Below are 26,484 nucleotides of genomic sequence, written 5' to 3' on the forward strand. Positions count from 1 at the left end.
GCGACCGCACGCGGTCCTGGGCATACTGAGGTCATGAGGCGCCTGGCCGCGCTCGTCATCGCCTGGGCCGTCCTGACCGCGTGCACCGGGCAGGAGCCCGGTTCGTCAGTGTCCGTCGGGGACGACGTCGTCGGGGCTGCCGACGCCGCGGTCGCGCCCGACGTTCCGACCGTGCACTGGTTCTGGGCGCCGTGGTGCCCCACCTGCCAGGCCCCGGACCCGCACCTGTCCGGACTGGCGGAGCAACACGCGGACCAGCTCGCCGTCATCGCCTTCGAGGGTCCCGACGGCCTCGAGACCATCGAGGTGGCCGCCCGGGTGGTCCCGCACGTCACCTACGTCGTCGGCTCCGAAGGCACGCTGTGGCAGCAGCGCGAGGTCACGGGCATGAGCACCTACACGGTCTTCGGACCGGACGGCGAGGTCCTCGACGAGGGCCATCTCGGTCAGACCGACCTGGCCGAGCTCGTGGCGGGGCTGGCGGAGGAGCACGGCCACGCCCCGGACGTCACGGTCCCGAACCGGTCCGCGATCAGCGCCGGCTGACGGTGCCGAACCGGCGGGCGACGGGGGCCAGGAAGAGCGGACGCAGGAGGGCGGCCGCCCCGGCGATCACCACGACCGCCGCGACGAACAGCCAGAAGCCGACCCAGCTCACCTCGTCCCGGGCGGCGAACATGTGGTTGAGGTTGCGCAGCGCCCCCGTGGCGAAGACCAGGGAGACGTGGACGACGGTGAACGCGACGAAGTACAGCATCACCGGGAAGTGGATCCGGCGCGCGACCTCCACGGGGAACAGGCGGTCCCGCCGGGGCCGCGAGGGCCAGGAGACGCTCATCCGCACGCCGGTGGCCATCGCCAGCGGGGCGGCGACGAACACCGTGGTGAAGTAGGCCAGCTGCTGGAGGCTGTTGTAGTGCACCCACCCGTTGTCCGTGGGCCAGCTCAGCGACAGGTACTGCAGACCCGCGGACACCGCGTTCGGGAACACGCTCCAGTCCGTCGGCACGATCCGCACCCACTGCCCCGTCGCGAACAGCAGCACGACGTAGAGCACGCCGTTGGCGACCCAGAAGACGTCCAGCGCCTGGTGGGCCCAGGACATGATGCTGACGCGCTCCTGCGGTGCGGCCCGCCGGGCCCAGTACGCGGCCGGCCGCTGCTGGCGGCGCACCATCCAGCCGGTGCGCACGATCAGCACCAGCAGGAACACGTTGAAGAAGTGCTGCCAGGAGAGCCAGGCGGGGATGCCCACCGGGGAGCCCTCGGGGAGCGGGTAGTCGCCGGGATAGGTGGTCAGGAAGCCCTGCACCGGTTCCAGGTGCACCAGCCACCGCGCGACCAGGACGGCGACACCGACCAGGACGACGGCACCGGCCACCAGGACGAGGGCACGACCGGCCCAGCGCGGCGGCCGAGGCCGGGCGGCCGGGAGCTGCTCGTCCTCGGCGGCCGTGCCCGTCTGCTGCGCAGCGGCCGGCGCGTGGTCCGCCCCGACGAGCGGCGGTGTGGCCGGCTCGGGCACGGGCTCCGGCTCCGGCGGCCGAGAGGCCCACGCCGGCGCGATGCTCGCAGGGGGCCACGGTTCTCCCCCGGGCACCCGGGGCAGGCCGCGGCGCAGGGGGACGCCGTCGAGGGCGGTCTCGGACGAGGTCGGCACGGCGGGCGACCCCGTGGATGCCTCCGCGGACGCCCCCGCAGCGGTCACCGCCTCCGAGCGCTCGACCGTTCCGGTGGCGACGGAGGCCTCCGGAGCGACCGTGGTGCCCGCCGCCGCGGACGTGTCGGCAGGGGCCTCGCCGGCCGGGGGCCACGGTGGGCCCCCCGGGCGGCGCGGCAGTCCTCGCCGCAGGGCGGTCATGAATTCCTCCGCGCCTCGAGGGCGGCGACGAGCCGGGGCACGACCTCGAACACGTCGCCGACCACGCCGAAGTCCGCGATCTCGAACAGGGGGGCGTCGGCGTCCTTGTTCACGACGACGATCGTCTGAGCCGTCTGCATCCCGGCGCGGTGCTGGATGGCGCCGGAGATGCCCAGGGCGACGTACAGCCGGGGCGACACCGACACGCCGGTCTGGCCCACCTGGGCCGACGACGGGGCGTACCCGTTGTCGACCGCGACCCGCGACGCGCCGACGGCGGCACCGAGGGCGTCGGCGAGTCGCTCGACCAGCTCGAAACCCTCTGCGGAGCCCAGACCCCGACCGCCGGAGACGACCTTCTCGGCCCCGCGCAGCGCGGGGCGGGACGACGTCACCTCGACGGGTTCGACCGCCACGATCTCGGCGCCGGGGATCCCCGACTCGGTGGCCGCGAGCTCCTCGACGGAGGCGTCGGGGACGGCGGACGCACGGTCGTCGATCTCCCCCACGCGCAGCGTGACGATCGGTGCGCCGAACGTGGCGGCCGCGTCGACCAGGTAGGTGCCGCCGTAGACCGAGTGGCGGGTGACGATCCCCTCCTCGTCGCGCGAGACGCCGACGGCGTCGACCGCGAGCGCCGACCGCGACCGGACGGCGTAGCGGGCGGCGGCCTCCCGGCCCTCCACCGAGTGCGCGGCGAGCACGGCGGCGGGGCGGACGCGCTCCGCGGCGGCCGCGAGGGCGTCGACGCGGGGCACCCCGAGGGCCTTGACGGGCGCGGAGACGGTCAGCACGCGCCGTGCTCCCAGCGCGGCGGCCGACGCGGCCTCGGTGTCGGCGTCGGGTCCGAGGATCAGCGCCACGGGGCTGCCGAGCGTGGCTGCCGCGCCGAGCAGCTCGGCGCTGGAGCCCGCGAGGGCGCCGTCGGGGTCACGGTCGAGCAGCACCAGGATCGGCGCGTCGTGGACGTCGGTCATGGTCGTGTTCCCCTTCATGCCAGCCGGTTCTCGACCAGGAAGTCCGCCAGCCGTTCGGCGGCGTCACCGCTGTCCACGATCTTGGTCCCCGCCGTGCGCGGGGGACGTTCCGAGACGGCGATCATGATCGAGCGGGCAGCGTCGACGGGCTCGGGGTCGACGCCGAGGTCGGCCGCGGAGACGGTGTTGATGGTCTTCTTCTTGGCGGCGATGATCCCCTTGAACCCGGCCAGGCGGACCTCGGGCAGCGCCTCGGTGACGGACACGACCGCCGGCAGGGGTGCGCCGACACGTACGGCGGCACCGTCGGAGGCACGCACCCCGGTGACCTCGGTGTCCGAGAGGTGCACTTCGGACAGCGCCGTGGCGGCGGGAACGGCGAGAAGCTCGGCGACCGCCGCCGGCACCGCTCCCCCGGACCCGTCGGTGGACGCGTCCCCGGCCAGGACCACGTCGAAGCCCACGTGCTGGACCGCCGCAGCCAGGATCTCGGCGGTGAGGACGACGTCGGCGCCGACGAGTCGCTCGTCGACCACCTGCAGAGCGGACGTGGCGCCGAGGGCGAGGGCCTTGCGCAGGCTGGTGACGCCGGCCTCCGGGGTCATCGCGACGGCCACGATCTCGGTGTCGGGGTGGTCGTCGGCATGGCGGAGCGCGACCTCCAGGGCACGCTCGTCGATCTCGTCGAGGACCAGGTCGGCCGTGGCACGGTCGGCCAGCCCCGTCTCGAGCGACAGCGTGCGGTCCACGTAGGTGTCCGGCACCACCTTCACCAGCACGGCGATCTTCATGGTCCTCCTTCTGCCGGGCTCCCTGGCGCGATGCTTAACCTCGGTTCAATCCCTGGACCTGACGGCGAGAAATCTTCGCCAGGACCAGCAGCGCGCCAGCGACGTTTCTAATACGCTATAGAAAGACGGAGGTCGAGATCAAGGACGATCGGAGACGACATGAGCCAGATCTTCGGGCCGCGCTCCCTCTACGAGGAGGAGCACGAGCAGCTGCGCGAGATGGTGCACGACTTCGTGGAGCAGAACGTCCGCCCCCACGTCGAACGGTGGGAAGGCGAGGGCCGGGTCGACCGCAAGCTGTTCACCCAGGCCGCCGAGGCAGGGATCCTGGGCCTCGGGATCCCGGAGGAGTACGGCGGCGGCGGGTCGGACGACTTCCGCTTCAACGCCGTCGTCGGCGAGGAGCTCTCCCGCCACCCGGTGTCGGACGGCGTGGCCAACATCCCCCTGGCGAACGACGTCGTCATCCCGTACTTCACCGACCTGACGAACGACGAGCAGAAGCAGCGCTGGCTGCCCGGGATCGCGGCCGGGGAGAGCCTCGTCGCCGTGGCGATGACCGAGCCCGGCGCCGGCAGCGACCTCGCCGGGATCCGCACGTCGGCCGTGCGCGACGGCGACGACTACGTCGTCGACGGATCCAAGACGTTCATCTCCAACGGGCAGGACGCCGACCTCGTGGTCACGGTCGTGCGCACCGGACCGGACCCGCACCGGGGGCTGAGCCTGCTCGTGATCCCCGCCGACTCCCCCGGGTTCTCCCGCGGCCGCCTGCTGGAGAAGATCGGCCTGCACACCCAGGGCACCAGCGAGCTCGCGTTCGAGGGCGTCCGCGTGCCGGCGGCGAACCTGCTCGGCCCCGAAGGGTCCGGCTTCGCGAGCCTCATGCGCAACCTGCCGCAGGAACGCGTCTCCATCGCCGCCGCCGCCGTCGCCGCCAGCGAAGGCGTGCTGGAGCGCACCCTCGAGTACGTCAAGCAACGGCACGCGTTCGGCCAGCCCATCGGCTCGTTCCAGAACACCCGCTTCGAGCTGGCCGACATGGTCACCGCCGTGCGGGCCACCCGGGCCTACATGGACGCCTGCCTCGTCCAGCACAACGCCGGTCGGCTCAGCGCGGAGGACGCCGCCGGGGCCAAGTTCCTGGCCACCGAGCAGTACGTCGACGTGGTCGACCGCTGCCTGCAGCTGTACGGCGGCTACGGGTACATGCGCGAGTACCGCATCGCCCGGGACTACGAGGACGCCCGCGTCACCACCATCTACGGCGGCACGACCGAGATCATGAAGGAGATCGTCGGCCGCGGCCTGGGGCTGTGAGGAGGAGCGCCGGGTCGGTCACGTCCCGGCGCCGTGCCGGATCATCCCCTGGGCGGTGGCCACCAGGTCGTCGAGCGACCGGGTCCGCGGGTTCCACCACTCGACGACCCAGTTCATGGCGCCGAGCAGCAGGAGCCGGAGGATGTTGATGTCGAGGTCGGCCCGCACCTCCCCCGCCTGCTGGGCGGCCACGAACAGGTCCCGCCACAGGTGGGTGTACTGGGCCTCCTCGGCGGCCGGCCGGACCCGGAGCTGCTCGGGGACGTGCCCGGCGTTGCGGACCGAGGCGGTCGCGTAGTCCGACAGCTGCAGCTCGAACCGCAGGTGCGCCTCGACGGCGACCATGAGGCGGTCCATCGCCGAGGCGTCCTCCGGCACGGCGGCCAACCGCTCCTCGACGTGGAGCCGGACGCGGTGCGCCCCGACCCACATCACCTCCTCGACGAGCTCGTCACGGGAGGCGAAGTAGTAGTAGATCGCCGGTGCCTGCACGCCGGCCACGGCCGCGACGTCCGAGAGACGTGTGCCGGCGTAGCCCTTGCGCGACAGCACCTCCGCGGCCGCGTCGAGGATGCGCTGCCGGGTCTGCGCCGACTTCGACGCCGCCCGCGGCGGGCCCGACGGGGCAGGCTCGGTCAGGTCCATCCCTCGATTCTAAGCCAGATTAGAGAATCTCCCGCTGCGCGGCACGGCCCGGGAGTGCACGCACGGGTCGGAGCTCGGCGGCGCGAGCGGCCGCCCCGATGGCGGTGCGTGGCCGGTGGAGGCGACCTACGGTGACGGCACACCGGCGAACGGCCGCCGGCGACCTCGAGGGGGAGGGGGTGACGCCGGGTGAGCGACCGAGCATCCGGGACGTCGCCCACGGTCGGGTCGACCGCCGTGACCACCGCGGGCATCGACCTGTCGGCGAACCCTCGCAAGACCGGCGTGGCGACGATCGAGTGGTCCGACGACGATGCCCGGGTCACCGCGCTGGCCGTCGGGGAGCACGACGACGCCGCGCTCTGCGACGTCGTCCGGGCGGCCGCGACCACCGGGATCGACTGCCCGGTCGGCTGGCCCGACGCGTTCGTCGACTACGTCGTCGCCCACCGCGACGGCGGGCACGACCTGGTGATCCCCGAGACGCGTCGCCCTCTCACCTACCGGGCGACCGACCTGCACGTCTGGGAGAACACCGGGGTGCGCCCGCTCGCGGTCTCCGCCGAGCGGATCGGCGCCGCGGCGATGCGCTGCGCGGCGATCCTCGCGATGCTCACGCGGTCCGGGACCGTCGTCGACCGCGCCGGTGAGGGGCCGGTGATCGAGGTCTACCCCGCGGCGGCCCTGAAGGTCTGGGGGCTGCCCCACCGCGGGTACAAGGGCCGCGACCCGCAGTCGTCCCGCGCCCGCGCGGACCTCGTCGACCACCTGGCGATCGCGTTCCCGTGGCTCGACCTCGACACCTTCGCGCCGCTGTGCCGCGACACCGACGACGCCCTCGACGCCGTGCTGTGCGCCGTCGTCGCCGGACTGGCCCGGCAGGGCCGCTGCGAACCCGTGCCCGCCGACCTGCGCGACGTGGCGTCCCGGGAGGGCTGGATCGTGCTGCCCCGTGCCGGGCACGACTGACGTCTCACCGGCCGCGGCGGCTCGGCGCGACGGCCCGGCTCAGCGCGGCAGCTCCCCCAGCACCGCCGCCAGGTCGACGACGGACGCGACCTCCCGGTCCGCCGGGCCGAAGTGGTCCGGGTAGACGGCGCCGGTGCGGTTGACCCACGCGGTCTGCAGACCGGCGCGACGCGCCCCTTCGACGTCCCAGGGATGCACGGCGACGAGGACCGCCCGCTCGGCGGCCACGCCGGTGGCTGCCAGCGCATGGGCGTACGCGCGGGCGTCGGGCTTCCAGGCGTCCGCCTCGCCGACCGCCAGGTAGTCCTCGATCACCCCGCCCGCGGCGGTGTCGGCGAGCAGGGCGCGGGCCACGTCCGCGGACCCGTTGCTCAGCGTGACGATCCGGCAGCCCTGCTCCGCCAGGGCCAGGAGCCCCGGGACGACGTCCGGGTGCGGGGACAGGGCGACGAACCGTCCCAGGACCTGCTGGGCACCCTCGGACGGGTCGGGGTGGCCGGCCGCCCTCAGGCGAGCGCGGAGCAGCGCGCCGCCGATCTCCGCGAACGACGGGTTGTCACCGAGCATGCCGAGCGCGAAGGCGTCCCGGAGCACGCCGGCGAACCAGGCCTCCACGTCGCCCGGGTCCAGGCCGACGTCACCGAAGGCGTCGGCCAGCGGCGCCAGGTCGGACAGGGTCTCGTTGACGTCGAGGACGACCAGGTCGGGACGTGGGAGCGACATCCCCCTACCGTCGCCCGGGTCGCCGGTTCCAGCAATCCGACGGGGCGGGCGGACTCAGTGCTCGTCGTGCCGGCTCGCGCCCGTCCCCGCTGACTCGCCGCCCGACCGCCCTGACTCGGCGTCCGGGTCGCGGTCGACGGCGGGACGCTCACCGGCGGGCGTGTCGTGAGCGTCGCGCGCGTCGTGGTCGTCGCCGAACGGCAGCACGTGCATCACGGCCACCGCGACCGCACCGACGACCAGGCCGATGAGGGCCGAGCACAGCGTGTTGAAGCACCAGGCGAGGAACCCGCCGATGCCCGGGACCGCCGCGGCGATCGCCTCCTCGCCGTGGTGCACCAGGTCGTACAGCCCGTGCCAGCCGAGCTCGTCGACCCCGACCAGCAGGATGTGCCCGCCGACCCAGAGCATCGCCACCGTGCCCACCACCGAGATCGTGGCCAGCACCTTGGGCATCCCGGTCACCAGGGCGCGCCCGACCCGGCGCGACAGGTCGGACTCGCGCTGCGCGAGCGCCAGCCCGACGTCGTCCATCTTCACGATGAGGGCCACGGCGCCGTAGACGATCACGGTGATGACGAGAGCCACGACGAGCAGGATCACCAGCCGGGACCAGAACCCCTCGTCGGCGACCTCGTCGAGGGCGATGACCATGATCTCCGCGGACAGGATGAGGTCGGTGCGGATCGCCCCGGACACCATCGTCTTCTCGGCCTCGGGCCCGACCGCGGCGGCGGGCCGGTCGTGGTCGGTGTGCCCACGCACCCGGCGCCAGATCTTCTCCGCACCCTCGAACGCCAGGTAGGTGCCGCCGAGCATGAGGATGGGTGTCAGCAGCCACGGCAGCCACTCGCTGAGCACCAGCGCGATCGGCAGGATGATGAGCACCTTGTTGCGGATCGAGCCCCACGCGATCTTCTTGATGATCGGCAGCTCGCGCTCGGCCGCGACCCCGTGCACGTACTGCGGCGTCACGGCGGTGTCGTCCACCACGACGCCGGCCGCCTTGGCCGTCGCCCGGCCGGCCGCCGCCCCGACGTCGTCCAGCGAGGCGGCCGCGAGCTTGGCGATGGCCGCGACGTCGTCGAGGAGCCCGAGCAGCCCGGCGCTCACGCGGCCGCCCCCGGCATGCCGGCGTGGCGCGGGCAGGACGCCGCGAGGACGGACGAGGACTCCAGGCACGATCGCATGGGCCTATCGTGCCCCAGACCGGGTCAGTCGTCGCCGTAGACGAGCCGCTCCATCACCGTGCGGGCGCGTCGCGCGGTGCGCAGGTACAGCTCCTCCAGCTCCTGGCCGGTGTCGACGTCGCCGAGCAGCCGCGCCAACCCGGTCAGCGCCCAGGCGTCCGCCGGGAGCACGTCCGCGCGCAGGCCGCCGACCTTGCCGGACCACAGCACCAGGGCGGACCGCAGCCGGGACGCGAGCAGCCAGGCATCGAGCAGGCACTCGGCCTCCTCGGCCTCGACGAGGCCGGCCCCCTCGGCCGCGGCCAGCGCCGCGACCGTCTCGGTGGTGCGCAGCCCCGGCACCTCGTGCGCGTGCTGGAGCTGCAGGAGCTGGACCGTCCACTCGACGTCGGACACTCCCCCGCGCCCCAGCTTGAGGTGGCGGCTCGGATCGGTGCCCCGTGGCAGCCGTTCGGACTCGACGCGGGCCTTGATGCGCCGCACCTCGCGCAGCTTGGGCTCGGCGAGCCCACCGGGCGGGTAGCGCAACGGGTCGACGACGGCGTCGAAGCGCTCGGCCAGGTCCACCGCCGTGCCGGTCGCGCCGGCCACGGGGCGGGCGCGCAGCAGGGCCTGCTGCTCCCACACGCTCGCCCACCGCTCGTAGTACTCGGTGTACGAGGCCATCGTGCGCACCAGCGGCCCCTGCCGCCCCTCGGGACGCAGGTCGGCGTCCACCGGCAGCGGGGGCTCGGGTCCGACGGCGGAGAGCAGCTTCTGCAGCGTGCGCGCGGTGAGCTCGGCGAACGCCTTGGCCTGCTCGGGGTCGGCGTCGGGCAGCGGGTCGTGCACGAACAGGACGTCGGCGTCCGAGCCGTAGCCCATCTCCCGTCCGCCGAGGCGGCCCATGGCGACCACGAGCATGCGGGTGGGGTTCGCCGCCGGGTCGGGTCCCAGTCCCATCTGGTCCCGGGCGGCGAACTCGGCCACGCGCAGGCCGCCGACGACGACCATGTCCGCGGCGTCGGAGATCGCCGCCTGGGCCTGCACGGGCCCGAGCACGCCGAGCACCTCGCCGGCGCCGGTCCGGGCGAGCTCGCGGCGCCTCAGGGCGCGCAGCCGGGTCGCCGCCGGACCGGGGTCGTCCGCCCGGGTCAGGACGGCGTCCGCCTCCGCGGCGAGCCGCTCGGGACCGCGGGGTTCCAGCCGGGAGGTGTCGGCGAGCCACTGCACCGACTCCGGTGAGCGGGCCAGCGCCTCGGCGAGGTACCGCGAGGAGGACAGCAGGTGGGCCAGGTGGTAGGCGGCGTTCCCGGAGTCGCGCAGGAGCCGCAGGTACCAGGGCGTGGCGCCGAGGTTCTCGGACAGCTTGCGGAAGTCCAGCAGGCCCGCGTCGGGGTCGGAGCCCTCGGCGAACCAGCCGAGCATCACCGGCAGGAGCTGGCGCTGCAGCTTGGCCCGGCGTGAGGTGCCCTCGGTGAGGGCCACGACGTGCCGCATCGCCCCGTCCGGGTCGCGGTAGCCGATCGCCGCGAACCGGGCGCGCGCGGCGTCCGGGGCGAGCGAGAGCTCGTCCTCCGAGAGCTGCGCCCACGCCGGCAGCAGCGGGCGGTAGAAGACGGCCTCGTGCAGGGCACGGACCTCGCGCCGGGTGGCCCGCCAGCGCTGGCGCAGGTCCTCGGCGCCCTGGCCGCGCATGCCCAGCGACCGGGCGAGGCGCCGCAGGTCCTCGTCCTCGGTCGGCAGCAGGTGCGTGCGCTTGAGCCCGAAGAGCTGGACCCGGTGCTCCAGGGACCGCAGGAACCGGTAGCAGGCGCCCATGCGCAGGGCGTGCTCACGCCCGACGTACCCCCCGGCCGCGAGCGCGGACAGCCCGGCCAGCGTGTTGCCGTCGTGGATGGCGTCGTCGGTGCGGCCGTGCACGAGCTGCAGGAGCTGGACGGTGAACTCGACGTCCCGCAGCCCGCCCTTGCCGAGCTTGATCTGCCGGTCGGCCTCGGCGTTGGGCACGTGCGCCTCGACGCGGCGCCGCATCGCCTGGGCGTCCTCGACGAAGTGGTCCCGGTTGGCGGCCGCCCAGACGAACGGGTCGACGGCCTCGCGGTAGGCCGCGCCGAGCGCGGCGTCCCCCGCCACCGGGCGGGCCTTGAGCAGGGCCTGGAACTCCCACGTCTGGGCCCAGCGCTCGTAGTAGGCGACGTGGCTGGCCAGGGTGCGCACCAGCGGCCCCTGCTTGCCCTCGGGACGCAGCGCCGCGTCGACCTCCCACAGCGCCGGTTCGAGCGAGGTGCCGCCGCACACCTTCTGCAGCCGGGTGGCGAGCTGGGTCCCGATCCGCATCGCCCCGGACTCGTCCAGGACGGGCTCCCCGGCCTCGTCGGTGGCGGGTTCGCACACGTAGACGACGTCGACGTCGGAGACGTAGTTGAGCTCGCGACCGCCGGTCTTGCCCATCCCGATCACCGCGAGGCGGGCCCCGGCGCCGTGGTCAGGGAGCTGGGAGCGCGCCACCGCCAACGCCGCCTCCAGCGCGGCGGCGGCCAGGTCGGCCAGCGCGGCGCCGACGTCCGGCAGCGTGGCCGAGGGGTCCGGCGCGGTCAGGTCCGTGGCGGCGATGCGCAGCAGCCGTTCGCGGTAGGCGCGCCGCAGCGCGTCCGTGGCGGTGGGGGCGTCCCGGTCGGGCCACCCCGGCGTGTCGGCGCCCTCGGGCTCCAGGGCCGCGACGGGATCCGCCGACTCCGGGTCAGCGCCGACGGCGCGCAGGAGCTCCGCCCGCACGTCCCGCGGGTCGGCCCCGAGCCCGCCGTCGCCGTCGCCCAGCACGTCCAGGAGCGCGGGACGGCGGACGATCTCGTCCGCGAGCGCCGTCGACGCGCCGAGGACGGCGAGCAGCCGTCCCCGGGCCACGCCCTCGCCCGAACGCTGGTCCGCCGCGAGCAGCCGTTCGACGGTCTGCTGCGCGGCGGGCACCGAGGCCAGCCGCACGAGGTGCAGCAGCGCGAGGTCCGGGTCGGCCGTGACCCCGAGGGCCTGCAGCACGCCGTCGTCCCCGCCCGCGTCGGCGGGGAGGCGGCGCTGCAGCGCGGCGTCCTGCCAGAGCGTGGCCGACCGGGTCAGGTCGGCGAACCCTGCCCGGAGCAGCCTCCGGGTCGGGGTCTGCGGTCTACCGGTGCCGGAGGTCGTCGGGCTCACCTCTCGACCCTATCGGCCGCCGCCGGAGCGTGCGGCGGCCGTCCGCTCAGAGGAACTGCAGGGAGGTCTTGAGCTCGTACGGGGTGACCTGGGCGCGGTAGGCGTCCCACTCGTTGCGCTTGTTCTTCAGCACGTAGTCGAAGACGTGCTCGCCCAGGGTCTCGGCGACGAGCTCCGAGGACTCCATGAGCTCGATGGCCTCGTCGAGGGACTCCGGCAGCGGCGCGATGCCGAGCGCGCGGCGCTCCGCCCCGGTGAGCTCCCAGACGTCGTCCTCGGTGGCCTCGGGCAGCTCGTACCCCTCCTCGATGCCCTTCATCCCGGCGGCCAGCAGCACGGCGAACGCCAGGTACGGGTTCGCCGCCGAGTCCAGCGCCCGGTACTCGATCCGCGAGGAGTTGCCCTTGCCCGGCTTGTACATGGGCACGCGCACCAGCGCGGAGCGGTTGTTGTGGCCCCAGCAGATGTAGCTGGGCGCCTCGGAGCCGCCCCACAGCCGCTTGTAGGAGTTGACGTGCTGGTTGGTCACCGCGGTGATCTCCCCGGCGTGCACCAGCAGCCCGGCGATGAACTGGCGCCCGGTCTTGGACAGCTCGAACTGCGCCCCCGGCTCGTGGAAGGCGTTGGAGTCCTCCTCGAACAGGGACATGTGGGTGTGCATGCCCGACCCCGGCTTGTCCGCGAAGGGCTTGGGCATGAAGGAGGCGAACACACCCTGCTCGAGCGCGACCTCCTTGACCACGGTGCGGAACGTCATGAGGTTGTCCGCGGTGGTCAGCGCGTCGGCGTAGCGCAGGTCGATCTCGTTCTGCCCGGGCCCGGCCTCGTGGTGGGAGAACTCCACGGAGATACCCATCGACTCGAGCATCGAGATGGCCGCGCGCCGGAAGTCGTGCGTGCTGCCGCGAGCCAGGTGGTCGAAGTAGCCGCCCTCGTCGACCGGCACCAGGGGCCCGTCCGAGGAACCCATCTGGTTGAAGAGGTAGAACTCGACCTCGGGGTGGGTGTAGAACGTGAAGCCCTTGTCGCCGGCCTTGGCGAGCGTGCGCTTGAGGACGTTGCGCGAGTCGGCACGCGAGGGCTCACCCTCGGGGGTGAGCAGGTCGCAGAACATGCGACCGGTGCCGTGGCGCTCACCGCGCCAGGGCAGCACCTGGAACGTCGTGGGGTCGGGCTTGGCGATCATGTCCGCCTCGTAGACCCGTGTCAGCCCCTCGATCGCGCTGCCGTCGAAGCCGATGCCCTCGACGAAGGCCTGCTCGAGCTCCGCCGGGGCGACCGCGACGGACTTGAGCACCCCCAGCACGTCGGTGAACCAGAGTCGGATGAAGCGGATGTCGCGCTCCTCGACCGTGCGAAGCACGAACTCCTGCTGCCTGTCCATGACCTCATCCTGCCCGATACCTGTTAACCGTGGGTGACGGACCGTCGACGGTCCGTCGCACCGGTCCGGGACCTGGGCCCGCACCGGCTGTCGCCTACGCTATCGACCATGGAACCCGCAGGCCACAACCCCTCGGTCACGCCCGCTGACAACTCCGCTGTGAGGTCGGTCACCGACGACGACGCGGCCGGCATCGCCGCCGGCGCCCGCCGAGTCCGCGTCCACCACCTGCAGCGCGCCAAGGAGCGCGGTGAGCGCATCACGATGCTCACCGCCTACGACGCCCCCACGGCCGCGATCCTCGACGCCGCCGGCATCGACACGCTGCTCGTGGGCGACTCCGTCGGGAACACCATGCTCGGGCACGCCACCACGCTGCCCGTGACCCTCGACGACATGGTGCGGGCCGGACGGGCGGTCGCCTCGGCGGCGCAGCACGCGTTCGTCGTCGTCGACCTGCCCTTCGGCACCTACGAGGCGGGCCCCGAGCAGGCCCTCGCCTCCGCCGTGCGCATCATGAAGGAGACCGGCGCCTCGGCGGTCAAGCTCGAGGGCGGCCGCCGCTCGGCCGAGCAGATCCGCGCGATCACCCAGGCGGGGATCCCGGTGGTCGGCCACCTCGGCTACACCCCGCAGTCCGAGAACGCGCTGGGCGGCCCCCGCGTGCAGGGCCGGGGCGACGACGCGGCCGAGGAGCTCAGCCAGGACGCGCTCGCCGTCCAGGAGGCCGGCGCGGTCGCGGTCGTGCTGGAGATGGTGCCCCGCGCCGTGGCGGCCCGCATCACCGAGTTCCTGGTCATCCCGACGATCGGGATCGGCGCCGGCCCCGAGGTCGACGGCCAGGTCCTCGTGTGGACCGACATGGCCGGGATGACCGACTGGTCGCCGCGCTTCGCCCGCCGCTACGCCGAGCTGGGCCGCGCCCTGCAGCAGGCGGCCGCGGACTTCGCGGCCGAGGTGCGCGACGGGTCCTTCCCGACCGAGGAGCACACCTTCGACCAGTGACGCGGGACCGGCGGCGCAGAGCCCCTCAGCGCCGCCAGTCCTCGTCCTCGGCCTCCCACTCCTCGTTGCGCCGCGCGGCGTTGTCCAGGGCGTGCTGCGCCTCCTCGCGCGTGGCGTACGGACCCAGCAGGTGCGTCCAGCTCGACTTCTCCTTCGCGGTCTCCACCTGCCCGGTCTCGGTGTTGAACCAATACTGGGTGCTGCTGCTGTACTCGCTCATGACTCGATCCTGCCGCAAGATGGGGTCCATGGCTGAGCAGAGCGGACACCAGGTGGCCTTCGGTATCGACATCGGCGGGTCCGGGATCAAGGGCGCCCCCGTCGACCTGACCACCGGCGAGTTCGCCGCGGACCGGCTGCGGATCCCCACCCCGAGCAAGTCCACCCCGGACGCGGTCGCCGACGTGCTCGCCGAGCTCGTCGCCGGCTTCGACCTGCCCGACGAGGCGCCGGTCGGCGTCGCGTTCCCCGCGCCCCTGGACCGCGGGATCGTCCGGTTCATCGCCAACCTGCACAAGTCCTGGAAGGGCGTCGACCTGCCGCAACTCGTCCGCGAGGCGACCGGCCGTGACGTGACGGCGGTCAACGACGCGGACGCGGCCGGGGTCGGGGAGGACCGCTACGGGGCGGCCGCCGGGCACGGCGGCGTGGTGCTCATGGCGACCCTGGGCACCGGGATCGGGTCAGCCCTGCTGGTGGACGGCGTGCTCGTGCCGAACACCGAGCTCGGCCACCTCGAGATCGACGGGCACGACGCCGAGACGAAGGCGTCGGAGGCCGCGCGGGACCGCGAGGACCTGTCGTGGGAGAAGTGGGCGAAGCGCCTGCAGCGCTACTTCGAGACCGTGGAGATGCTGCTCTCCCCCGACCTCATCGTCGTCGGCGGCGGCGTGAGCAAGCACCACCAGAAGTTCCTGCCGCTGCTGGACCTCCGCGCCGAGATCGTCCCGGCAACACTGCGCAACCGCGCCGGGATCGTCGGCGCCGCCTCCCTCGCGGCCGATCCCCACTGACCCTTCCGGACACGAGGACGCCGCACCACCCGGCCGGGTGGTGCGGCGTCGTCGTGTCGGGTCAGTTGGCGACGGGGACGTCGACGTGCAACGTGCCCAGCGGTTCGCTGACGACGGCCGGCGGGTCGTGCAACGTGACGGAGAGCCCTTCGTCCTGCCCGATGCGGCAGAGCTGGACGAGGAAGGCGATACCCGCGGAGTCGAGGAACGTCACCTCGGAGGCGTCCACGATCACGGGAAGGTCACGCTGGAACGCCCCGGCCAGAGCAGCCGAGGCCTCGTCGCGCAGGGCGATGTCGATCTCGCCCCACAGGGTCACCACACTGGCCTCGGGCGTCTCGTTCAAGACGATCCCTCCGGCCCGAACCTCATGGATGAGGGTCACTGTGCCACCTTCGTCCCTGGTGTCCTCGCCCCCTGCGTGCCGCGGGCGCGGCACCGGCGTTCGAGACTCGCGACCTCGTCGTCGCGATGCGGCCAACGTACACCACTCCGACCCCCACGGGAACCCGTTTCGGGAACCGTTCTTGACCGAACTTTCACGTTCGGACCGGGGCACCGGAGCGCCCGTCGACCCGTCGGTCACAGCTCGAGGCGCAGGACGCGACGGCGCGGCGTCGGGGCCGCGACCTCCTCCAGGCCGGCGGCCGAGAAGATCTGCGGCACGCCGACGCTCGTCTCGTCCCAGATCACCTCGCCACCGTCCGCCGCGACGATCGGATACCCCTCGAGGACCCGCGCACCCCGTTCCCGGGCGAAGTCGACGGCGCAGCGGGCCAGCTCGTACATCAGCCCCTGGCCCCGGTACCCCGCGCGGACGACGAAGCAGGCCGCGAGCCACACGCCGTCGTCGTCGCGGTCCTCGTGACGCCCGCGCCACGCGACGGGACTGCGGCCGTGGTACCGGCGGTAGGTCGGACGCGGGCCGACGGCGACCCAGCCGACCGGCTCGTCGCCGTCGTAGAGCACGACGCCGCTGGTCACCGGCGATGTCGGGTCGTCGGCACACGTCTGCTCGGCCAGCCGGAGCCGCCGTTCCTCGACCGGCATGTCCCACCACTCGCCGTCGCCGAGCACCTGACGCTGGCACTGGCACCGACCGGCCTGGGAGGTACCGAGCACCGTCTGGAGGTCCTCGAAGGGGACCTGGTTCGCGGGCCGTGCGGTGAGCGTCGCCACGCCGTGACCCTACGGGCGACCCCCGACGCTCGCCGCCGGACGGCCGGCGCCGGGGCGATGGGGTGCGGACGAGCCGGTCTGTACGCCGGGTTCTGTTCCCGTGCCGGGTCACCCCCGCACGGGCGACGGTCATCCATCTAGGACCTGCGTCGCCACAGGCCTCCAGCGGTCTACCCGGGGACATCGGGCGGGCAGCCCTCGAACGTCCCCTGTCCGACCTTGCTCCAGGTGGGGTTTACCGAGCCGTGCCCGTCACCGGACACGCTGGTGGTCTCTTACACCACCGTTTCACCCTCACCGCCGGTCTCCCGGCGGCGGTCTGTTTTCTGTGGCACTGTCCCGCGGGTCACCCCGGGTGGCCGTTAGCCACCACCTTGCCCTTCGGAGCCCGGACGTTCCTCGGCGACGGCGCCTGAGCACCGCCGACGCGACCGTCCGACCGACTCGTCCGCCCCGCAAGGATACCGGCCTCAGACCTCCACCGGGTACGTCAGCGCCAGCTCGTCCGCCGTCCGTCCGCGGATCCCCCAGTTCTCCGGCCGGCTCTCGAGGATCACGACCTCCAGGTCGTCGTCCGCCAGGTCCAGGGCCGGCGCGACCTCGTCGTACATGGCCCTGACCAGCGCCTTCTTCGCGGTGGTCGACCGGCCGGAGAAGCAGACGACCTCGATGAGGAGGTACGCGTCCGACCGCGGCGCGACGAGGTCCCCGTCCTCGAGCAGCAGGAACCGGTGGAACCTCTTGTCCTCGGGGATCCGCCAGGCCGTGACCAGCGCGTCGTGCACGGCGTCGGAGACCTCCTCACGACGCTCGCCCCAGATGGTCCGGTTTCCGTAGATCTTCACCTGCGCCATGAGGGGACCGTACCGCCCGGGGCGGTCCGTCAGTAGGCGGTGCGCCCCGGATAGGCGTGCCATGCCTCGAACGGGGCGAGCGCGGCGTCGATCCGCAGGTTCTCCATCGGCACCTCCGAGGGCTGTCGGCCGGCGAGCACCTCGTGGAAGTGCCGGTCGTCGAAGCCGGCACGGGCGGCGTCGTCGCGGTCGGCGGCGAACACCACCCGGTCGACGCGCGCCCACAGGGCGGCCCCGAGACACATCGGGCACGGTTCGCACGAGCTGTACAGCACCGCGCCGCTCAGGTCGAAGACGCCGAGCCGTGCGCACGCCTGCCGCAGCGCGACGACCTCGGCGTGCGCGGTCGGATCCGTGTCGGTCGTCACACGGTTCGTCCCCTCGGCCACGACCTCGCCGTCGCGGACGACCACCGCACCGAAGGGCCCGTGACCGGCCGGGACGCTGCTCGTCGCCAGCTCCACGGCCCGGGTGAGCCAGTGCACGTCGTTCGTCATGCCGAGATCGTCCCACGGGTGCCTAAGGTGTCCGGGTGCTGATCTGCCTGCCGCCCTCCGAGGGCAAGACCCCCGCGCCCGACGACGGCGCACCTGTCGACCTCGCGGCGCTCACCGCGCCGGAGCTCACCGCGCAGCGCGAGGCCGTCCTGGACGCGCTGGCCACCGCCAGCGCCCGCGACGACGCCACTGCGGTCCTCAAGGTGGGGGCGGGCCTGGCGGAGGAGGTCGCCCGCAACACCCGGTTGCGCACCGCCCCGACGGCACCGGCGACCGACGTCTACACCGGGGTCCTGTACGCGGCGGCGGGCCTCGCCGAGCTCGACGGGGAGGCGGCGGCCCGTGCGGCGGCGGACGTGCGCATCTTCTCGGGCCTGTGGGGCGTCGTCGCGCCGTCCGACCGGATCCCCGCCTACCGGCTGTCCATGGGCGTCACGCTGCCGGGCGTCGGCGGGTTGGCCACCGCCTGGCGGCCGCACCTGACCGCCGCGCTGGCCGAGCGGGCCGCCGGCGACGTCGTCGTCGACTGCCGCTCGTCCGCCTACGTCTCCGCGTGGAAGCCGGCCACCACCGGCGACCACGCCGCCGAGTGGGTGACGGTCCGGGTCGTGCGGGAGGCGGACGGCGAGCGCACCGTCGTCTCGCACAACGCCAAGCACACCCGTGGCGTGCTCACGGGCCACCTGCTGCGTCGCCGGGCCGCTCCCCCGACCTCGGCGACCGGGCTGCTCGCCGCGGCCCGCGAGCTCGACGGCGAGGTGATCGGCACGCAGGTCGGCACCGGGCTCAGCTACCGGATGGTCGCGGCGGAGCTGCACGAGGCCACCGGCGCACGTCGCCCGCACACCCTGGAGCTCGTCGTCGCCTGACCGGTCTCCCGGGCGGGGCGCGTGCCAGCGGCGCACACTGGCGCCATGGCCTACGACGAGGAGCTGGCCGACCGCGTGCGGGACTCCCTCTCCCGGTGGGAGGGGCTCACCGAGCGGAGGATGTTCGGCGGCATCGCGTTCATGCTCTCCGGGAACATGGCCGCGGGGGTGCTGCGCGACGCGCTGATGGTGCGGGTCGGCCCGGACGGGTACGAGGACGCCCTGGCCGCGGGCGCCGCCCCGATGAGCATGGGTCACCGCGAGATGCGGGGGTTCGTCTCGGTGGGACGGGACGAGCTCGCCGACCCCGCCACGCTGGACGCCTGGGTGGCCCGCGGCGCCGACCACGCCGCTGCCCTGCCGCCGAAGTGACCGGTCGTCAGTCGGCGGCGGGGTGCCCGACGGCGGTGACCTCGCGGTCCCCGTCGGGCCACAGCCGCACGATGGACAGCGAGCACGGCGGCACACGGAGGCGCCCCCACCCCGCCGGGGGCGCGTCCAGCGCCCGGCCGATCACGGACCGGATCACGGCGGCGTGGGCGACCACGACCGCGGTGCGCCCCACCGTGCCCGCCGCCAGCTCGTCGACCGCGGGGCCGACCCGTTCGCCCAGGTCCGCGTAGGACTCTCCCTCGGGCGGGGCGAAGGACCCGCTGGTGACCCACTTGGCCAGGTCGCCCGGCCAGGTCTCCTCGACCTCCTGCGGCGTCAGGGACTCCCAGACGCCGAAGCGCACCTCGGCGAAGCGCTCGTCCGTCGTGACGTGCACCCCGAGCCGCCGGCCGATCGCGGCGGCGGTCTCCTGGGTGCGCACCATCGGGGAGGCGACCAGCAGGTCGGGCCGGGCGAGGTCGGCCCAGGGCTCGGTGCCGAGCCGGAAGACGGCGTCCGCGGCCTGTGCCGCCTGGCGGCGACCCGCCGTGGTCAGCGACGGCCCGGGCACGTCGCCGCCGGACAGCGCCCCCGCCTCGGTCAGGTGCGTCACGCCGTGCCGCACCAGCACGAGCGTGGCCGGGACCGCGCCGTCGTAGCGCGCCAGGGCTCCGGGGGCGGGTCGGCGGTGCATCAGGAACCGTCGGGGTCGCGCACGAGGATCCGGCCGCACTCCTCGCACCGGACGATCTGCTCCGGGGCGGCGCCGCGCGCGGCGGCGAGGTCACCCGGGTTGAGCTCGAGGCGGCAGCCCTCGCAGCGGTTGCCGCGCAGGGCAGCGGCGCCGAGACCGCCGAGCTGGCCGCGCAGGCGGTCGTAGAGCGTCACGAGACCGGCGTCGAGCCCCTCGGCCAGCTGGGCGCGCTCCGCCTGGACCTCCCGCGCGGCGGCGTCGATCTCGGCGTAGGCGGCGTCCTGTTCGGCAGCGGCCTTCTCCTGGGCGGCGACCAGCTCGCCGTGGGCGGCCTCGACCTGCCCGAGCGACTCCTGGTGGGCCTCCAGCCGCTCCATGATCTCGAGCTCGGTCTCCTCCAGGACGTTCTGCCGACGGGCGAGCGACTCGAGCTCGCTCACCACGGCCTGGGCGTCCTTGGCACCGAGGGCGCCGCTGTCGAGGCGCTGCTGGTCCTTGGTCGCGCGGGTGCGCACCTGCTCGACGTCGGCCTCGGCCTTGGCGACCTCGCGCTCGAGGTCCGCGACGGCGGTCCGGGAGTCCACGAGCGAGGAGTGCAGGTCCGCGAGCCGCTTGTCCAGCTCGGCCAGCGTCGTCAGCGACGGGTGCTTGCTGCGCTGGTGGGCGAGCTGCTGGAGGCGGGTGTCCAGGGCCTGGACCTGGAGCAGACGACGCTGGTCCTCGACGGGTGCGGTAGCCATGGACGGGTCCTCTCGGTCTGCTCTCCTGATGCCGGTCAGCGCCCGACGCCGCCCACGCGGTGCGTCCACGGGTCGGTCACCAGGGTGCTGACCTTCGTGGTCACCGTACCGTCTCCGAGCCCGGCGGAGAGATCCGTGGCCGCGTAGGCCAGCCAGGGCCACTCGGAGGCGAAGTGCGCCACGTCCACGAGGAACGGGGTGCCCGCCTCGCGCCGCTCCGGGTCGGTCGACTCGAAGAGGGCCCGCTCGCGCAGCTCGGAGGCGGGGTGGTGACGCAGGTCGGCGGTGACGTACACGTCGGCGGCCGTCGCCCGCACGGCGTCGAACAGGGAGTCGCCCGACCCGCCGACGACCGCGGCCGTGGACACCGGGGCCTCGAGGTCGCCGGCCACGCGGACACCCTGGGCGGTGGTGGGCAGCACCTGGGCGACGCGTTCGGCGAACTCGCCCAGGGTCGTGGGGTGGTCGAGGGTGCCCACGCGTCCCAGCCCGCGCTCGGTGTCGTCGACGTGCGCGACGAGCGGACGGCGGTCGGTCAGCCCCACGAGGTCGGCCAGGGCGTCCGCGACCCCCCGCGGCGCCGCGTCGGCGTTCGTGTGCGCCACGTACAACCCGCAGCCCGCCGCCAGCAGCCGGTGGACCACGGCACCCTTGAACGTGGTCGCCGCCACCGAGTGCACGCCGCGCAGGAACAGCGGGTGATGGGTCACCACGAGGTCCGCCTCCCACTCCACGGCCTCGGCGACGACGTCGGCCACCGGGTCGACGGCGAACAGCACCCGGCGCACCGGCCGCGACGGGTCGCCGGCGACCAGACCGACGGCGTCCCAGCCCTCCGCCGTCGACGGCGGGTAGAGGTCCTCCAGGACGGAGACGACGTCGGCCAGCGTGGGGTGTTCGGCGTTCATGGCCCCGAGCCTAGGACGTGCCGGTCACTCCATGTCCTCGAGCTCCTTGTTGCGGGTCTCGGGGACGAACCGCAGCACGAAGAACAGCGACGCCAGCGCCGCGATCGTGTAGAAGCCGTAGGCGAACCACAGCCCGACCTCCGCCATGGACGGGAAGGAGCTGGAGATCGCGAAGTTGGCCAGCCACTGGGCCGCCGCCGCGATGCCGAGGGCCGTGCCACGGATCTTGTTGTTGAACATCTCCCCCAGCAGCACCCACACGGCCGGGCCCCAGGACATCCCGAAGAAGACGACGAACAGGTTGGCGGCCACGAGGGCGACGATCCCGGCGCTGTCGCTGAGGACCGGCTCGAGCTCGCCGGCGTCGTTGGGGACGAGCGGCGCCTGGCTGAACACGATCGTCATCGTCCCGAGGGCCACGAACATGCCGGCCGACCCGATGGTGAGCAGGCGACGTCGGCCGATCCGGTCGATGAGCAGGATCGCCACGACCGTGACGACGATGTTGGTCACCGACGTGATGACGGTCTGCTGCAGGGCGTCGTCCTCGGTGAACCCGACCGCCTGCCACAGGGTCGAGGAGTAGTAGAAGATGACGTTGATCCCGACGAACTGCTGGAAGACGCTCAGCGCGATGCCGATCCAGACGATCGGCAGCAGACCGCCGGTGGGCTTGAGCAGGTCCCGCAGCGAGGTGGCGCGGTCGCGGATGATCGTGCGGCGGATCTCGCTGATGCGGTCGTCGACGCCCTCGGTGAGCACGCTGGACAGCACCTTGCGGGCCTCGTCCTCGCGGCCCTGGTGCACCAGGAACCGGGGGGACTCCGGGATCGACAGCGCGAGCGCGCCGTAGATGACGGCGGGGATGACCTCGGTGAAGAACATCCAGCGCCAGGCGTCGAGGCCGAACCAGAACTCGTTGCCGGCCCCGCCGGCCGCCGCGGCGATGGCGTAGTCGGACAGCAGGGCGATGAAGATGCCGGTGACGATGGCCATCTGCTGCAGGGAGCCGAGGCGCCCGCGGATGTGCGCCGGCGAGATCTCCGCGATGTAGGCCGGCGCGATGACGGACGCCGCCCCGACGCCGAGGCCGCCGATGACGCGCCAGATGATCATGTCCACCGGGCCGACGGCGAACGTCGAGCCGATGGCGGAGATCGTGAACAGCGCCGAGGCGATGACCATGACGCGGACGCGGCCGATCTTGTCGGAGAGCCGCCCGGCGAAGTACGCGCCGACCATGCAGCCGAGCAGCGCCGAGGACACGACGAAGCCCGTCACCCCGGCACCCATGCCGAAGGCCTCCTGCATGGGCGTGACGGCGCCGTTGATGACCGCCGTGTCGAAGCCGAACAGGAAGCCGCCCAGCGCCGCGGTCACCGCGAGCTGGATCACACGCCCCGCGTGGAACCCCTGCTCCTGGGTCTGTGCCGTGCCTGACATGGTGCCCCTTCCGCCGCTGTCGTCAGAACCCGGCCAGGTTAGGCCCGCACGCCGTCGGGCGCCTGCCGGAGTCGGGGCGCTACTTCGCCTCGTCGTAGGCCGGCACGGCGGCGATCGTCAGGGGGAAGGCGACGGGGAACTCGCCGAAGAGCAGCCGTCCGGCCTCCGCGGCCGCCTCGCGCACCTCGTGGGCGACGGCGTCGGCGAGCTCGGCCGGCGCGTGCACGACGACCTCGTCGTGCACGAAGAACACCAGGTGCGGGCGGTCGGTGAACGGCGCCGGCGCGCGACCGTCGGTCGCTGCGGTGCCGAGCGCCCAGAGCCGGCGGCGGATCGAGGCCAGCCAGCAGTCCGCCCACTCGGCCGCGGTGCCCTGCACGACGAAGTTCCGCGTGAACCGCCCCCACGCGCGCGCCGAGGACCGGGCGAGCGTCGCGGCGTCCGGGGCGGCGTCGTCCCCGAGCGCACCGGACTGCGCGTCGTCCCAGGCCTGCCCCGGCGGCGGGGAGGACCGCCCGAGCCAGGTGGTCACCACGCCCCCGCGCTCACCGGTCGCGGCGGCCTCCTCGACCAGTCCCATCGACCGCGGGAAGGCGCTGCGCAGCCGCGGGAGCACCTGACCGCTGACACCCGTGGTCCCGCCGTAGAGCGCGCCGAGCATGCCCACCTTGGCGTGCTCGCGCGAGGCGACGGCACCGCCGGCCACGATGCCGGCGTACAGGTCGCCGTCGCGGCCGGCGCGCGCCATGGCCTCGTCCCGCGCCATCCCGGCGAGCACCCGCGGCTCGAGCTGGGCGGCGTCGGCCACCACCAGCACCCAGCCGGGATCGGCCCGCACCGCGCCGCGCACGCCCTTCGGCAGCTGCAGGGCTCCCCCGCCGGTGGAGGACCAGCGGCCGGTGACGACGCCGCCGACGACGTAGTCGGTGCGGAACCGGTCGCCGCGGACCCACTGGTCGAGCCAGTGCCAGCCGTTCGCGGTGTAGAGCCGGTAGAGGCTCTTGTACTCGAGCAGCGGGGCGATCACCGGGTGCTCGAGGCGCTGGAGCTCCCCCTTGCGCAGGCTGCGCGCCCCCACGCCGGCGTACTCCATGGCACGCAGCAGGTCCGGGTGGGAGTCGGGGTTCAGGGACGCGGGGGCGTCGAGGGCGGCGCGGATCTCGGTGACGAGCGCCTCCAGCCGGTCCGGGCGCAGGCCGGGCGCCGGGCGGGGCCCGAGGGCCTCGGTGAGGATCGCGTCGTGCACGTCCGCGCGCCACGGCAGGCCCGCGTGGTGCATCTCGGCGGCCGCGAGCGCCGCGGCGGACTCCGCCGCGAGCAGGAGTCGCAGCCGGCCGGGCTCCGACGCACCGGCGACGGCGGCCTGCTGGGCGGCCAGCTCGGCCACCGGGTCCGGGTCGGTCTGCGCGGGACGGCCCGACCGGGCCCCGTGCGTGGATCCGTCGAGGTCACCGAGGTCGAACAGCGAGTCGGCCTGCTGCTCGGGGCGGGCCCGGTCGACCGCTCCCCCGGCGACGGTGGGTTCCAGGGCGTCCCAGGGACCCGACGGGGCACCGGCCAGGTCGGAGCCGTGCGCGAACCGCGAGCCGCGCAGCACCCGGTGGGCGAGGCGCAGGTCGTGGGCCCGCTCGACCCGGACCCCGTCGGCGAGCAGGGCGGGGTACCAGCGGTTGGTGTCGACCCAGGTCCAGCGCGACGGTTCCACGGACTCCCGGGCGTGCACGGCGGCGGAGAGCTCACCCGGCGCCAGCCGCCACGGCGAGGCGTCGTCGGGGTCGCTCCCTGCCCCCTCCGGACGTCGGACGGCCTGGACGACCCCGGAGGCCTGCCGGGCCAGGACGATGTGCACGGGAGCATCCTCGCGCGTCCCTCCGACACCGCGCGGGCGCGGTCCCGCAGGGGGGCGACGCGCGTCACGCGGCGCACGGCCCACGTGGCCGCGACCGCGCGGCTTTCCCCGCGTATCCTGTGAAGGCTTATGAGTCAGAACACCGAGCCCGTCGACGCCGTGCCGCCGATCGCCGTACCCGACCAGGCGTCCCGCCCCGACGGCGGTGCGTGAGGTGGCACCGGACGACGACCGCTCCGGCGGCGGAGTGATCCTCGGCGGCCGCTACGTGCTCGGGGACGTCCTCGGCACGGGTGGGACCTACACCGCCTACGAGGCCACCCGGGTGGACGCGGGACCCGACGACGCCGAACCCGCGCTCCTCGTCAAGACCCTGCACCCGCACCTCGTCGACGACGAGGCCGCGCGCGCCGCGATGGACCGCGAGATCTCCGCGTCGCAGCAGATCGACGACCCGCACGTGGCGACGGTCCTCGACTCCGGCGAGGACGAGGTCGCCGGGGCGACCGTGCCGTGGGTCCTGACCCGGCGCTTCCCCGGTGCCCCTCTGTCCGAGACGGTGGCCGGCACCGGCCTGCCGTGGCGGGAGGCCCTCGTCGTCGTGGACGGGGTGCTCGGTGCGCTCGCGGCCGTGCACGCCGCCGGACTCGTGCACCGGGACGTGAGCCCGCGCAACGTCGTCGTCTCGCGGCACGAGGAGAGCGGCCCCACGGTGGGGCTGATCGACCTCGGGCTCGCCACTCCCGGCGACGCGGAGGGCGCCGCGGGTGTCGTGACGGGTTCGGCCCTGGGCATGTCCCCCGAGCAGGCCCGTGGCAGGCCGCTGGACGAGCGCAGCGACGTGTACGCGGTGGGCGCCCTGGCGTACTACGTCCTGACCGGGCACCCGCCGTACGAGCGGGCGACACCGGACGACGTGCTGCGCGCCCACGTCGGGGCCCCGGTCCCGGCACCCTCGGCCCGACGGGCCGCCGTGCCGGCCGCCGTGGACCGGTTCGTGGCGCAGGCGATGGCGAAGGACCCGGCACGACGTTTCGCCTCGGCCGCCGCCATGCGCACGGCGGTGGCGTCGCTGCTCGGCGGGTCCGCCGCCGTCGCGGCGCCCGGCGGCGGGGCGTCCCCCGACCAGACGATGGACCTGGGCCGCGTCGACGAGGACGACCCGCACCGGACCGCCGCGCTCGGAGCGGTCGGCGCCGCCGCGGCCGCGGCCGCGGTGGACGACCTGGGTGCGGAGCTGCAGCGCACACGGCAGATCGCCGCGGTCGAGGACGGTGACGCCGGCGCGACCGAGGGCGACGTCGCGGCCGACGGCGGCGGCGACACCGCGGCCGCGACGACCGCGGCGGCTGCCGGTGCGGCCGTCGGCGCAGGTGCCGGTGCCGGCGCGGCGTTCGGCACGGATGCTGCCGCGGCGGACCCGGGTGCCGGAGGGACCGGCGCCGACGGGTCCGGCAGCGGCGCGGAGACGGTCCCTGCGGGACGGCGCCGGCGATGGGTCCTGGTCGGGGCGCTCGCCCTCGTCCTGGCCGCCGCCGTGGGGGCGATGATGACCTGGCCCCTGCTCGACGGGGAGGACGAGGCACCGGTCGTCCCGGTCCTGCAGAGCCCGTCGCCGTCACCCACGTCGGAGCCGTCGCCGTCACCGACGACGACCGGCCCGACCTCCGAGCCGGAGGCGCCGACGTCGGAGCCCACGTCGGCACCGACCCGCACCGAGGAGCCGACGGAGGAGCCGACGTCCTCGCCGACCCCCACGGACTCCCCCTCGCCGACGGACGACCCGACGACCGCGGCGCCGGAGCCCGAGCCCACCGCCACACGGACCAGCTCCCCCGCGCCGGAACCGACCGCCACGCAGACCAGCGCGCCCGCGCCGGAACCGACCGCCACGCAGACCAGCGCGCCCGATCCCGCGCCGGCACCCAGCGAGGACGCGGACCCGATCGCCGAACCGAGCCGCAGCTCCTCGCCCATGCCCTGACGGGGGGCGACCGGAACCTCCCGGGCGCCACGGCGCGGGCGCGGCC

At 74.2% G+C, this 26,484-nt stretch carries 26 protein-coding genes and 1 other RNA gene; 8 read left to right on the forward strand and 19 right to left on the reverse strand.

The window, feature by feature from the left end; translation table 11 throughout:
- The first annotated feature begins 33 nt into the window (after nucleotides 1-33).
- Nucleotides 34-546 (forward strand): thioredoxin domain-containing protein, encoded by a 513-nt coding sequence (locus Q6350_RS10625; protein ID WP_304604230.1) that lies wholly within the window; start codon nucleotides 34-36, stop codon nucleotides 544-546.
- Here the strand turns inward: Q6350_RS10625 and Q6350_RS10630 are convergent.
- From Q6350_RS10630 to Q6350_RS10640, 3 genes are read right to left on the reverse strand one after another with little or no spacing between them, the layout of a single operon-like run.
- Nucleotides 533-1,861, reverse strand: a complete 1,329-nt coding sequence (locus Q6350_RS10630) for a cytochrome b/b6 domain-containing protein (protein WP_305066129.1) — start codon at nucleotides 1,859-1,861, stop codon at nucleotides 533-535. The genes Q6350_RS10625 and Q6350_RS10630 overlap by 14 nt on opposite strands.
- Nucleotides 1,858-2,838: an electron transfer flavoprotein subunit alpha/FixB family protein gene (locus Q6350_RS10635; RefSeq protein WP_305066130.1), complete on the reverse strand. Its 981-nt coding sequence runs from the start codon at nucleotides 2,836-2,838 to the stop codon at nucleotides 1,858-1,860. The genes Q6350_RS10630 and Q6350_RS10635 overlap by 4 nt, the downstream gene beginning before the upstream one ends.
- Before the next feature lie 14 nt (nucleotides 2,839-2,852).
- A complete protein-coding gene (locus Q6350_RS10640; RefSeq protein ID WP_305066131.1) occupies nucleotides 2,853-3,629 on the reverse strand; it encodes an electron transfer flavoprotein subunit beta in 777 nt (258 codons plus the stop codon).
- A gap of 159 nt (nucleotides 3,630-3,788) precedes the next feature.
- Here Q6350_RS10640 and Q6350_RS10645 point away from each other — a divergent pair, with 159 nt between their 5' ends.
- Nucleotides 3,789-4,949 carry an acyl-CoA dehydrogenase family protein gene (locus tag Q6350_RS10645; RefSeq protein ID WP_305066132.1) on the forward strand — a complete coding sequence of 387 codons (1,161 nt, stop codon included), beginning with the start codon at nucleotides 3,789-3,791 and terminating at the stop codon, nucleotides 4,947-4,949.
- A gap of 18 nt (nucleotides 4,950-4,967) precedes the next feature.
- Here the strand turns inward: Q6350_RS10645 and Q6350_RS10650 are convergent, their stop codons facing one another.
- Nucleotides 4,968-5,594 (reverse strand): TetR/AcrR family transcriptional regulator, encoded by a 627-nt coding sequence (locus tag Q6350_RS10650; RefSeq protein ID WP_305066133.1) that lies wholly within the window; start codon nucleotides 5,592-5,594, stop codon nucleotides 4,968-4,970.
- Between the two features lie 189 nt (nucleotides 5,595-5,783).
- Between Q6350_RS10650 and Q6350_RS10655 the strand changes: the two genes are divergently transcribed.
- Nucleotides 5,784-6,563, forward strand: a complete 780-nt coding sequence (locus tag Q6350_RS10655) for a DUF429 domain-containing protein (protein WP_305066134.1) — start codon at nucleotides 5,784-5,786, stop codon at nucleotides 6,561-6,563.
- A 39-nt stretch (nucleotides 6,564-6,602) separates the two neighbouring features.
- Here Q6350_RS10655 and Q6350_RS10660 read toward each other — a convergent pair whose 3' ends face one another.
- The 4 genes from Q6350_RS10660 to glnA all read right to left on the reverse strand — a co-directional run bounded on the left by Q6350_RS10660 (nucleotide 6,603) and on the right by glnA (nucleotide 13,031).
- Entirely contained in the window at nucleotides 6,603-7,286 is a 684-nt protein-coding gene (locus tag Q6350_RS10660) for a haloacid dehalogenase type II (protein ID WP_305066135.1), read from the reverse strand.
- 54 nt (nucleotides 7,287-7,340) lie between these two features.
- Entirely contained in the window at nucleotides 7,341-8,399 is a 1,059-nt protein-coding gene (locus Q6350_RS10665) for a DUF808 domain-containing protein (protein ID WP_305066136.1), read from the reverse strand.
- Nucleotides 8,400-8,500: 101 nt separating this feature from the next.
- Nucleotides 8,501-11,647: a bifunctional [glutamine synthetase] adenylyltransferase/[glutamine synthetase]-adenylyl-L-tyrosine phosphorylase gene (locus tag Q6350_RS10670; protein ID WP_305066138.1), complete on the reverse strand. Its 3,147-nt coding sequence runs from the start codon at nucleotides 11,645-11,647 to the stop codon at nucleotides 8,501-8,503.
- A 46-nt stretch (nucleotides 11,648-11,693) separates the two neighbouring features.
- The gene (gene glnA, locus Q6350_RS10675; protein WP_171248039.1) at nucleotides 11,694-13,031 is read right to left on the reverse strand and encodes a type I glutamate--ammonia ligase; all 1,338 of its coding nucleotides are present in this window, start codon (nucleotides 13,029-13,031) and stop codon (nucleotides 11,694-11,696) included.
- Nucleotides 13,032-13,139: 108 nt separating this feature from the next.
- Here glnA and panB point away from each other — a divergent pair, with 108 nt between their 5' ends.
- On the forward strand, nucleotides 13,140-14,036 hold the full coding sequence (gene panB / locus Q6350_RS10680) for a 3-methyl-2-oxobutanoate hydroxymethyltransferase (RefSeq protein WP_369810817.1): 897 nt from the start codon (nucleotides 13,140-13,142) through the stop codon (nucleotides 14,034-14,036).
- 25 nt (nucleotides 14,037-14,061) lie between these two features.
- Here the strand turns inward: panB and Q6350_RS10685 are convergent, their stop codons facing one another.
- Nucleotides 14,062-14,256, reverse strand: coding sequence for an SPOR domain-containing protein (locus tag Q6350_RS10685; protein WP_171248037.1), 195 nt, complete (start codon nucleotides 14,254-14,256; stop codon nucleotides 14,062-14,064).
- Nucleotides 14,257-14,284: 28 nt separating this feature from the next.
- Here Q6350_RS10685 and ppgK point away from each other — a divergent pair, with 28 nt between their 5' ends.
- The gene (gene ppgK, locus Q6350_RS10690) at nucleotides 14,285-15,049 is read left to right on the forward strand and encodes a polyphosphate--glucose phosphotransferase (RefSeq protein ID WP_171248036.1); all 765 of its coding nucleotides are present in this window, start codon (nucleotides 14,285-14,287) and stop codon (nucleotides 15,047-15,049) included.
- 61 nt (nucleotides 15,050-15,110) lie between these two features.
- Here the strand turns inward: ppgK and Q6350_RS10695 are convergent, their stop codons facing one another.
- The 5 genes from Q6350_RS10695 to Q6350_RS10715 all read right to left on the reverse strand — a co-directional run bounded on the left by Q6350_RS10695 (nucleotide 15,111) and on the right by Q6350_RS10715 (nucleotide 17,579).
- Nucleotides 15,111-15,395 carry an STAS domain-containing protein gene (locus Q6350_RS10695; protein WP_304604239.1) on the reverse strand — a complete coding sequence of 95 codons (285 nt, stop codon included), beginning with the start codon at nucleotides 15,393-15,395 and terminating at the stop codon, nucleotides 15,111-15,113.
- A 236-nt stretch (nucleotides 15,396-15,631) separates the two neighbouring features.
- Nucleotides 15,632-16,228 (reverse strand): GNAT family N-acetyltransferase, encoded by a 597-nt coding sequence (locus Q6350_RS10700; protein ID WP_305066140.1) that lies wholly within the window; start codon nucleotides 16,226-16,228, stop codon nucleotides 15,632-15,634.
- A gap of 65 nt (nucleotides 16,229-16,293) precedes the next feature.
- Nucleotides 16,294-16,675: RNase P RNA component class A (gene rnpB, locus Q6350_RS10705), an RNA gene on the reverse strand.
- A 23-nt stretch (nucleotides 16,676-16,698) separates the two neighbouring features.
- Nucleotides 16,699-17,082 carry a tautomerase family protein gene (locus Q6350_RS10710; RefSeq protein WP_304604241.1) on the reverse strand — a complete coding sequence of 128 codons (384 nt, stop codon included), beginning with the start codon at nucleotides 17,080-17,082 and terminating at the stop codon, nucleotides 16,699-16,701.
- A gap of 29 nt (nucleotides 17,083-17,111) precedes the next feature.
- A complete protein-coding gene (locus Q6350_RS10715) occupies nucleotides 17,112-17,579 on the reverse strand; it encodes a nucleoside deaminase (protein WP_304604242.1) in 468 nt (155 codons plus the stop codon).
- Between the two features lie 35 nt (nucleotides 17,580-17,614).
- Here Q6350_RS10715 and Q6350_RS10720 point away from each other — a divergent pair, with 35 nt between their 5' ends.
- Both Q6350_RS10720 and Q6350_RS10725 read left to right on the forward strand, forming a co-directional pair.
- Nucleotides 17,615-18,448, forward strand: coding sequence for a YaaA family protein (locus Q6350_RS10720; protein ID WP_304607003.1), 834 nt, complete (start codon nucleotides 17,615-17,617; stop codon nucleotides 18,446-18,448).
- Nucleotides 18,449-18,493: 45 nt separating this feature from the next.
- Nucleotides 18,494-18,820, forward strand: a complete 327-nt coding sequence (locus tag Q6350_RS10725; protein ID WP_304604244.1) for a TfoX/Sxy family protein — start codon at nucleotides 18,494-18,496, stop codon at nucleotides 18,818-18,820.
- A gap of 7 nt (nucleotides 18,821-18,827) precedes the next feature.
- Here Q6350_RS10725 and Q6350_RS10730 read toward each other — a convergent pair whose 3' ends face one another.
- From Q6350_RS10730 to Q6350_RS10750, 5 genes are all read right to left on the reverse strand, one after another.
- Nucleotides 18,828-19,514 (reverse strand): histidine phosphatase family protein, encoded by a 687-nt coding sequence (locus Q6350_RS10730; protein ID WP_305066141.1) that lies wholly within the window; start codon nucleotides 19,512-19,514, stop codon nucleotides 18,828-18,830.
- Entirely contained in the window at nucleotides 19,514-20,254 is a 741-nt protein-coding gene (locus Q6350_RS10735) for a zinc ribbon domain-containing protein (RefSeq protein WP_305066143.1), read from the reverse strand. The genes Q6350_RS10730 and Q6350_RS10735 overlap by 1 nt, the downstream gene beginning before the upstream one ends.
- A 35-nt stretch (nucleotides 20,255-20,289) precedes the next feature.
- Nucleotides 20,290-21,162 carry a Nif3-like dinuclear metal center hexameric protein gene (locus Q6350_RS10740; RefSeq protein WP_304604246.1) on the reverse strand — a complete coding sequence of 291 codons (873 nt, stop codon included), beginning with the start codon at nucleotides 21,160-21,162 and terminating at the stop codon, nucleotides 20,290-20,292.
- A 24-nt stretch (nucleotides 21,163-21,186) separates the two neighbouring features.
- Entirely contained in the window at nucleotides 21,187-22,605 is a 1,419-nt protein-coding gene (locus Q6350_RS10745) for a sugar porter family MFS transporter (RefSeq protein WP_304604247.1), read from the reverse strand.
- Between the two features lie 79 nt (nucleotides 22,606-22,684).
- Nucleotides 22,685-24,454 (reverse strand): bifunctional 3'-5' exonuclease/DNA polymerase, encoded by a 1,770-nt coding sequence (locus tag Q6350_RS10750; RefSeq protein ID WP_305066144.1) that lies wholly within the window; start codon nucleotides 24,452-24,454, stop codon nucleotides 22,685-22,687.
- A 214-nt stretch (nucleotides 24,455-24,668) separates the two neighbouring features.
- On the opposite strand from Q6350_RS10750, the gene Q6350_RS10755 reads away from it, so the two are divergent.
- Nucleotides 24,669-26,438 carry a serine/threonine-protein kinase gene (locus Q6350_RS10755; RefSeq protein ID WP_304606999.1) on the forward strand — a complete coding sequence of 590 codons (1,770 nt, stop codon included), beginning with the start codon at nucleotides 24,669-24,671 and terminating at the stop codon, nucleotides 26,436-26,438.
- Nucleotides 26,439-26,484 lie beyond the last annotated feature (46 nt).

The organism is Isoptericola sp. b515 (assembly GCF_030588125.1).
GTDB lineage: Bacteria > Actinomycetota > Actinomycetes > Actinomycetales > Cellulomonadaceae > Isoptericola > Isoptericola sediminis.

Bases quoted from the DNA above. Each gene is read 5' to 3' on its own strand.
- Q6350_RS10710 (WP_304604241.1), bottom strand. From the start codon at position 17,082: ATGGCGCAGGTGAAGATCTACGGAAACCGGACCATCTGGGGCGAGCGT.
- Q6350_RS10635 (WP_305066130.1), bottom strand. From the start codon at position 2,838: ATGACCGACGTCCACGACGCGCCGATCCTGGTGCTGCTCGACCGTGAC.
- Q6350_RS10625 (WP_304604230.1), top strand. From the start codon at position 34: ATGAGGCGCCTGGCCGCGCTCGTCATCGCCTGGGCCGTCCTGACCGCG.
- Q6350_RS10745 (WP_304604247.1), bottom strand. From the start codon at position 22,605: ATGTCAGGCACGGCACAGACCCAGGAGCAGGGGTTCCACGCGGGGCGT.
- Q6350_RS10715 (WP_304604242.1), bottom strand. From the start codon at position 17,579: ATGACGAACGACGTGCACTGGCTCACCCGGGCCGTGGAGCTGGCGACG.
- Q6350_RS10650 (WP_305066133.1), bottom strand. From the start codon at position 5,594: ATGGACCTGACCGAGCCTGCCCCGTCGGGCCCGCCGCGGGCGGCGTCG.
- ppgK (WP_171248036.1), top strand. From the start codon at position 14,285: ATGGCTGAGCAGAGCGGACACCAGGTGGCCTTCGGTATCGACATCGGC.
- glnA (WP_171248039.1), bottom strand. From the start codon at position 13,031: ATGGACAGGCAGCAGGAGTTCGTGCTTCGCACGGTCGAGGAGCGCGAC.
- Q6350_RS10645 (WP_305066132.1), top strand. From the start codon at position 3,789: ATGAGCCAGATCTTCGGGCCGCGCTCCCTCTACGAGGAGGAGCACGAG.
- Q6350_RS10660 (WP_305066135.1), bottom strand. From the start codon at position 7,286: ATGTCGCTCCCACGTCCCGACCTGGTCGTCCTCGACGTCAACGAGACC.
- panB (WP_369810817.1), top strand. From the start codon at position 13,140: ATGGAACCCGCAGGCCACAACCCCTCGGTCACGCCCGCTGACAACTCC.
- Q6350_RS10640 (WP_305066131.1), bottom strand. From the start codon at position 3,629: ATGAAGATCGCCGTGCTGGTGAAGGTGGTGCCGGACACCTACGTGGAC.
- Q6350_RS10730 (WP_305066141.1), bottom strand. From the start codon at position 19,514: ATGCACCGCCGACCCGCCCCCGGAGCCCTGGCGCGCTACGACGGCGCG.
- Q6350_RS10735 (WP_305066143.1), bottom strand. From the start codon at position 20,254: ATGGCTACCGCACCCGTCGAGGACCAGCGTCGTCTGCTCCAGGTCCAG.
- Q6350_RS10630 (WP_305066129.1), bottom strand. From the start codon at position 1,861: ATGACCGCCCTGCGGCGAGGACTGCCGCGCCGCCCGGGGGGCCCACCG.
- Q6350_RS10685 (WP_171248037.1), bottom strand. From the start codon at position 14,256: ATGAGCGAGTACAGCAGCAGCACCCAGTATTGGTTCAACACCGAGACC.
- Q6350_RS10725 (WP_304604244.1), top strand. From the start codon at position 18,494: ATGGCCTACGACGAGGAGCTGGCCGACCGCGTGCGGGACTCCCTCTCC.
- Q6350_RS10740 (WP_304604246.1), bottom strand. From the start codon at position 21,162: ATGAACGCCGAACACCCCACGCTGGCCGACGTCGTCTCCGTCCTGGAG.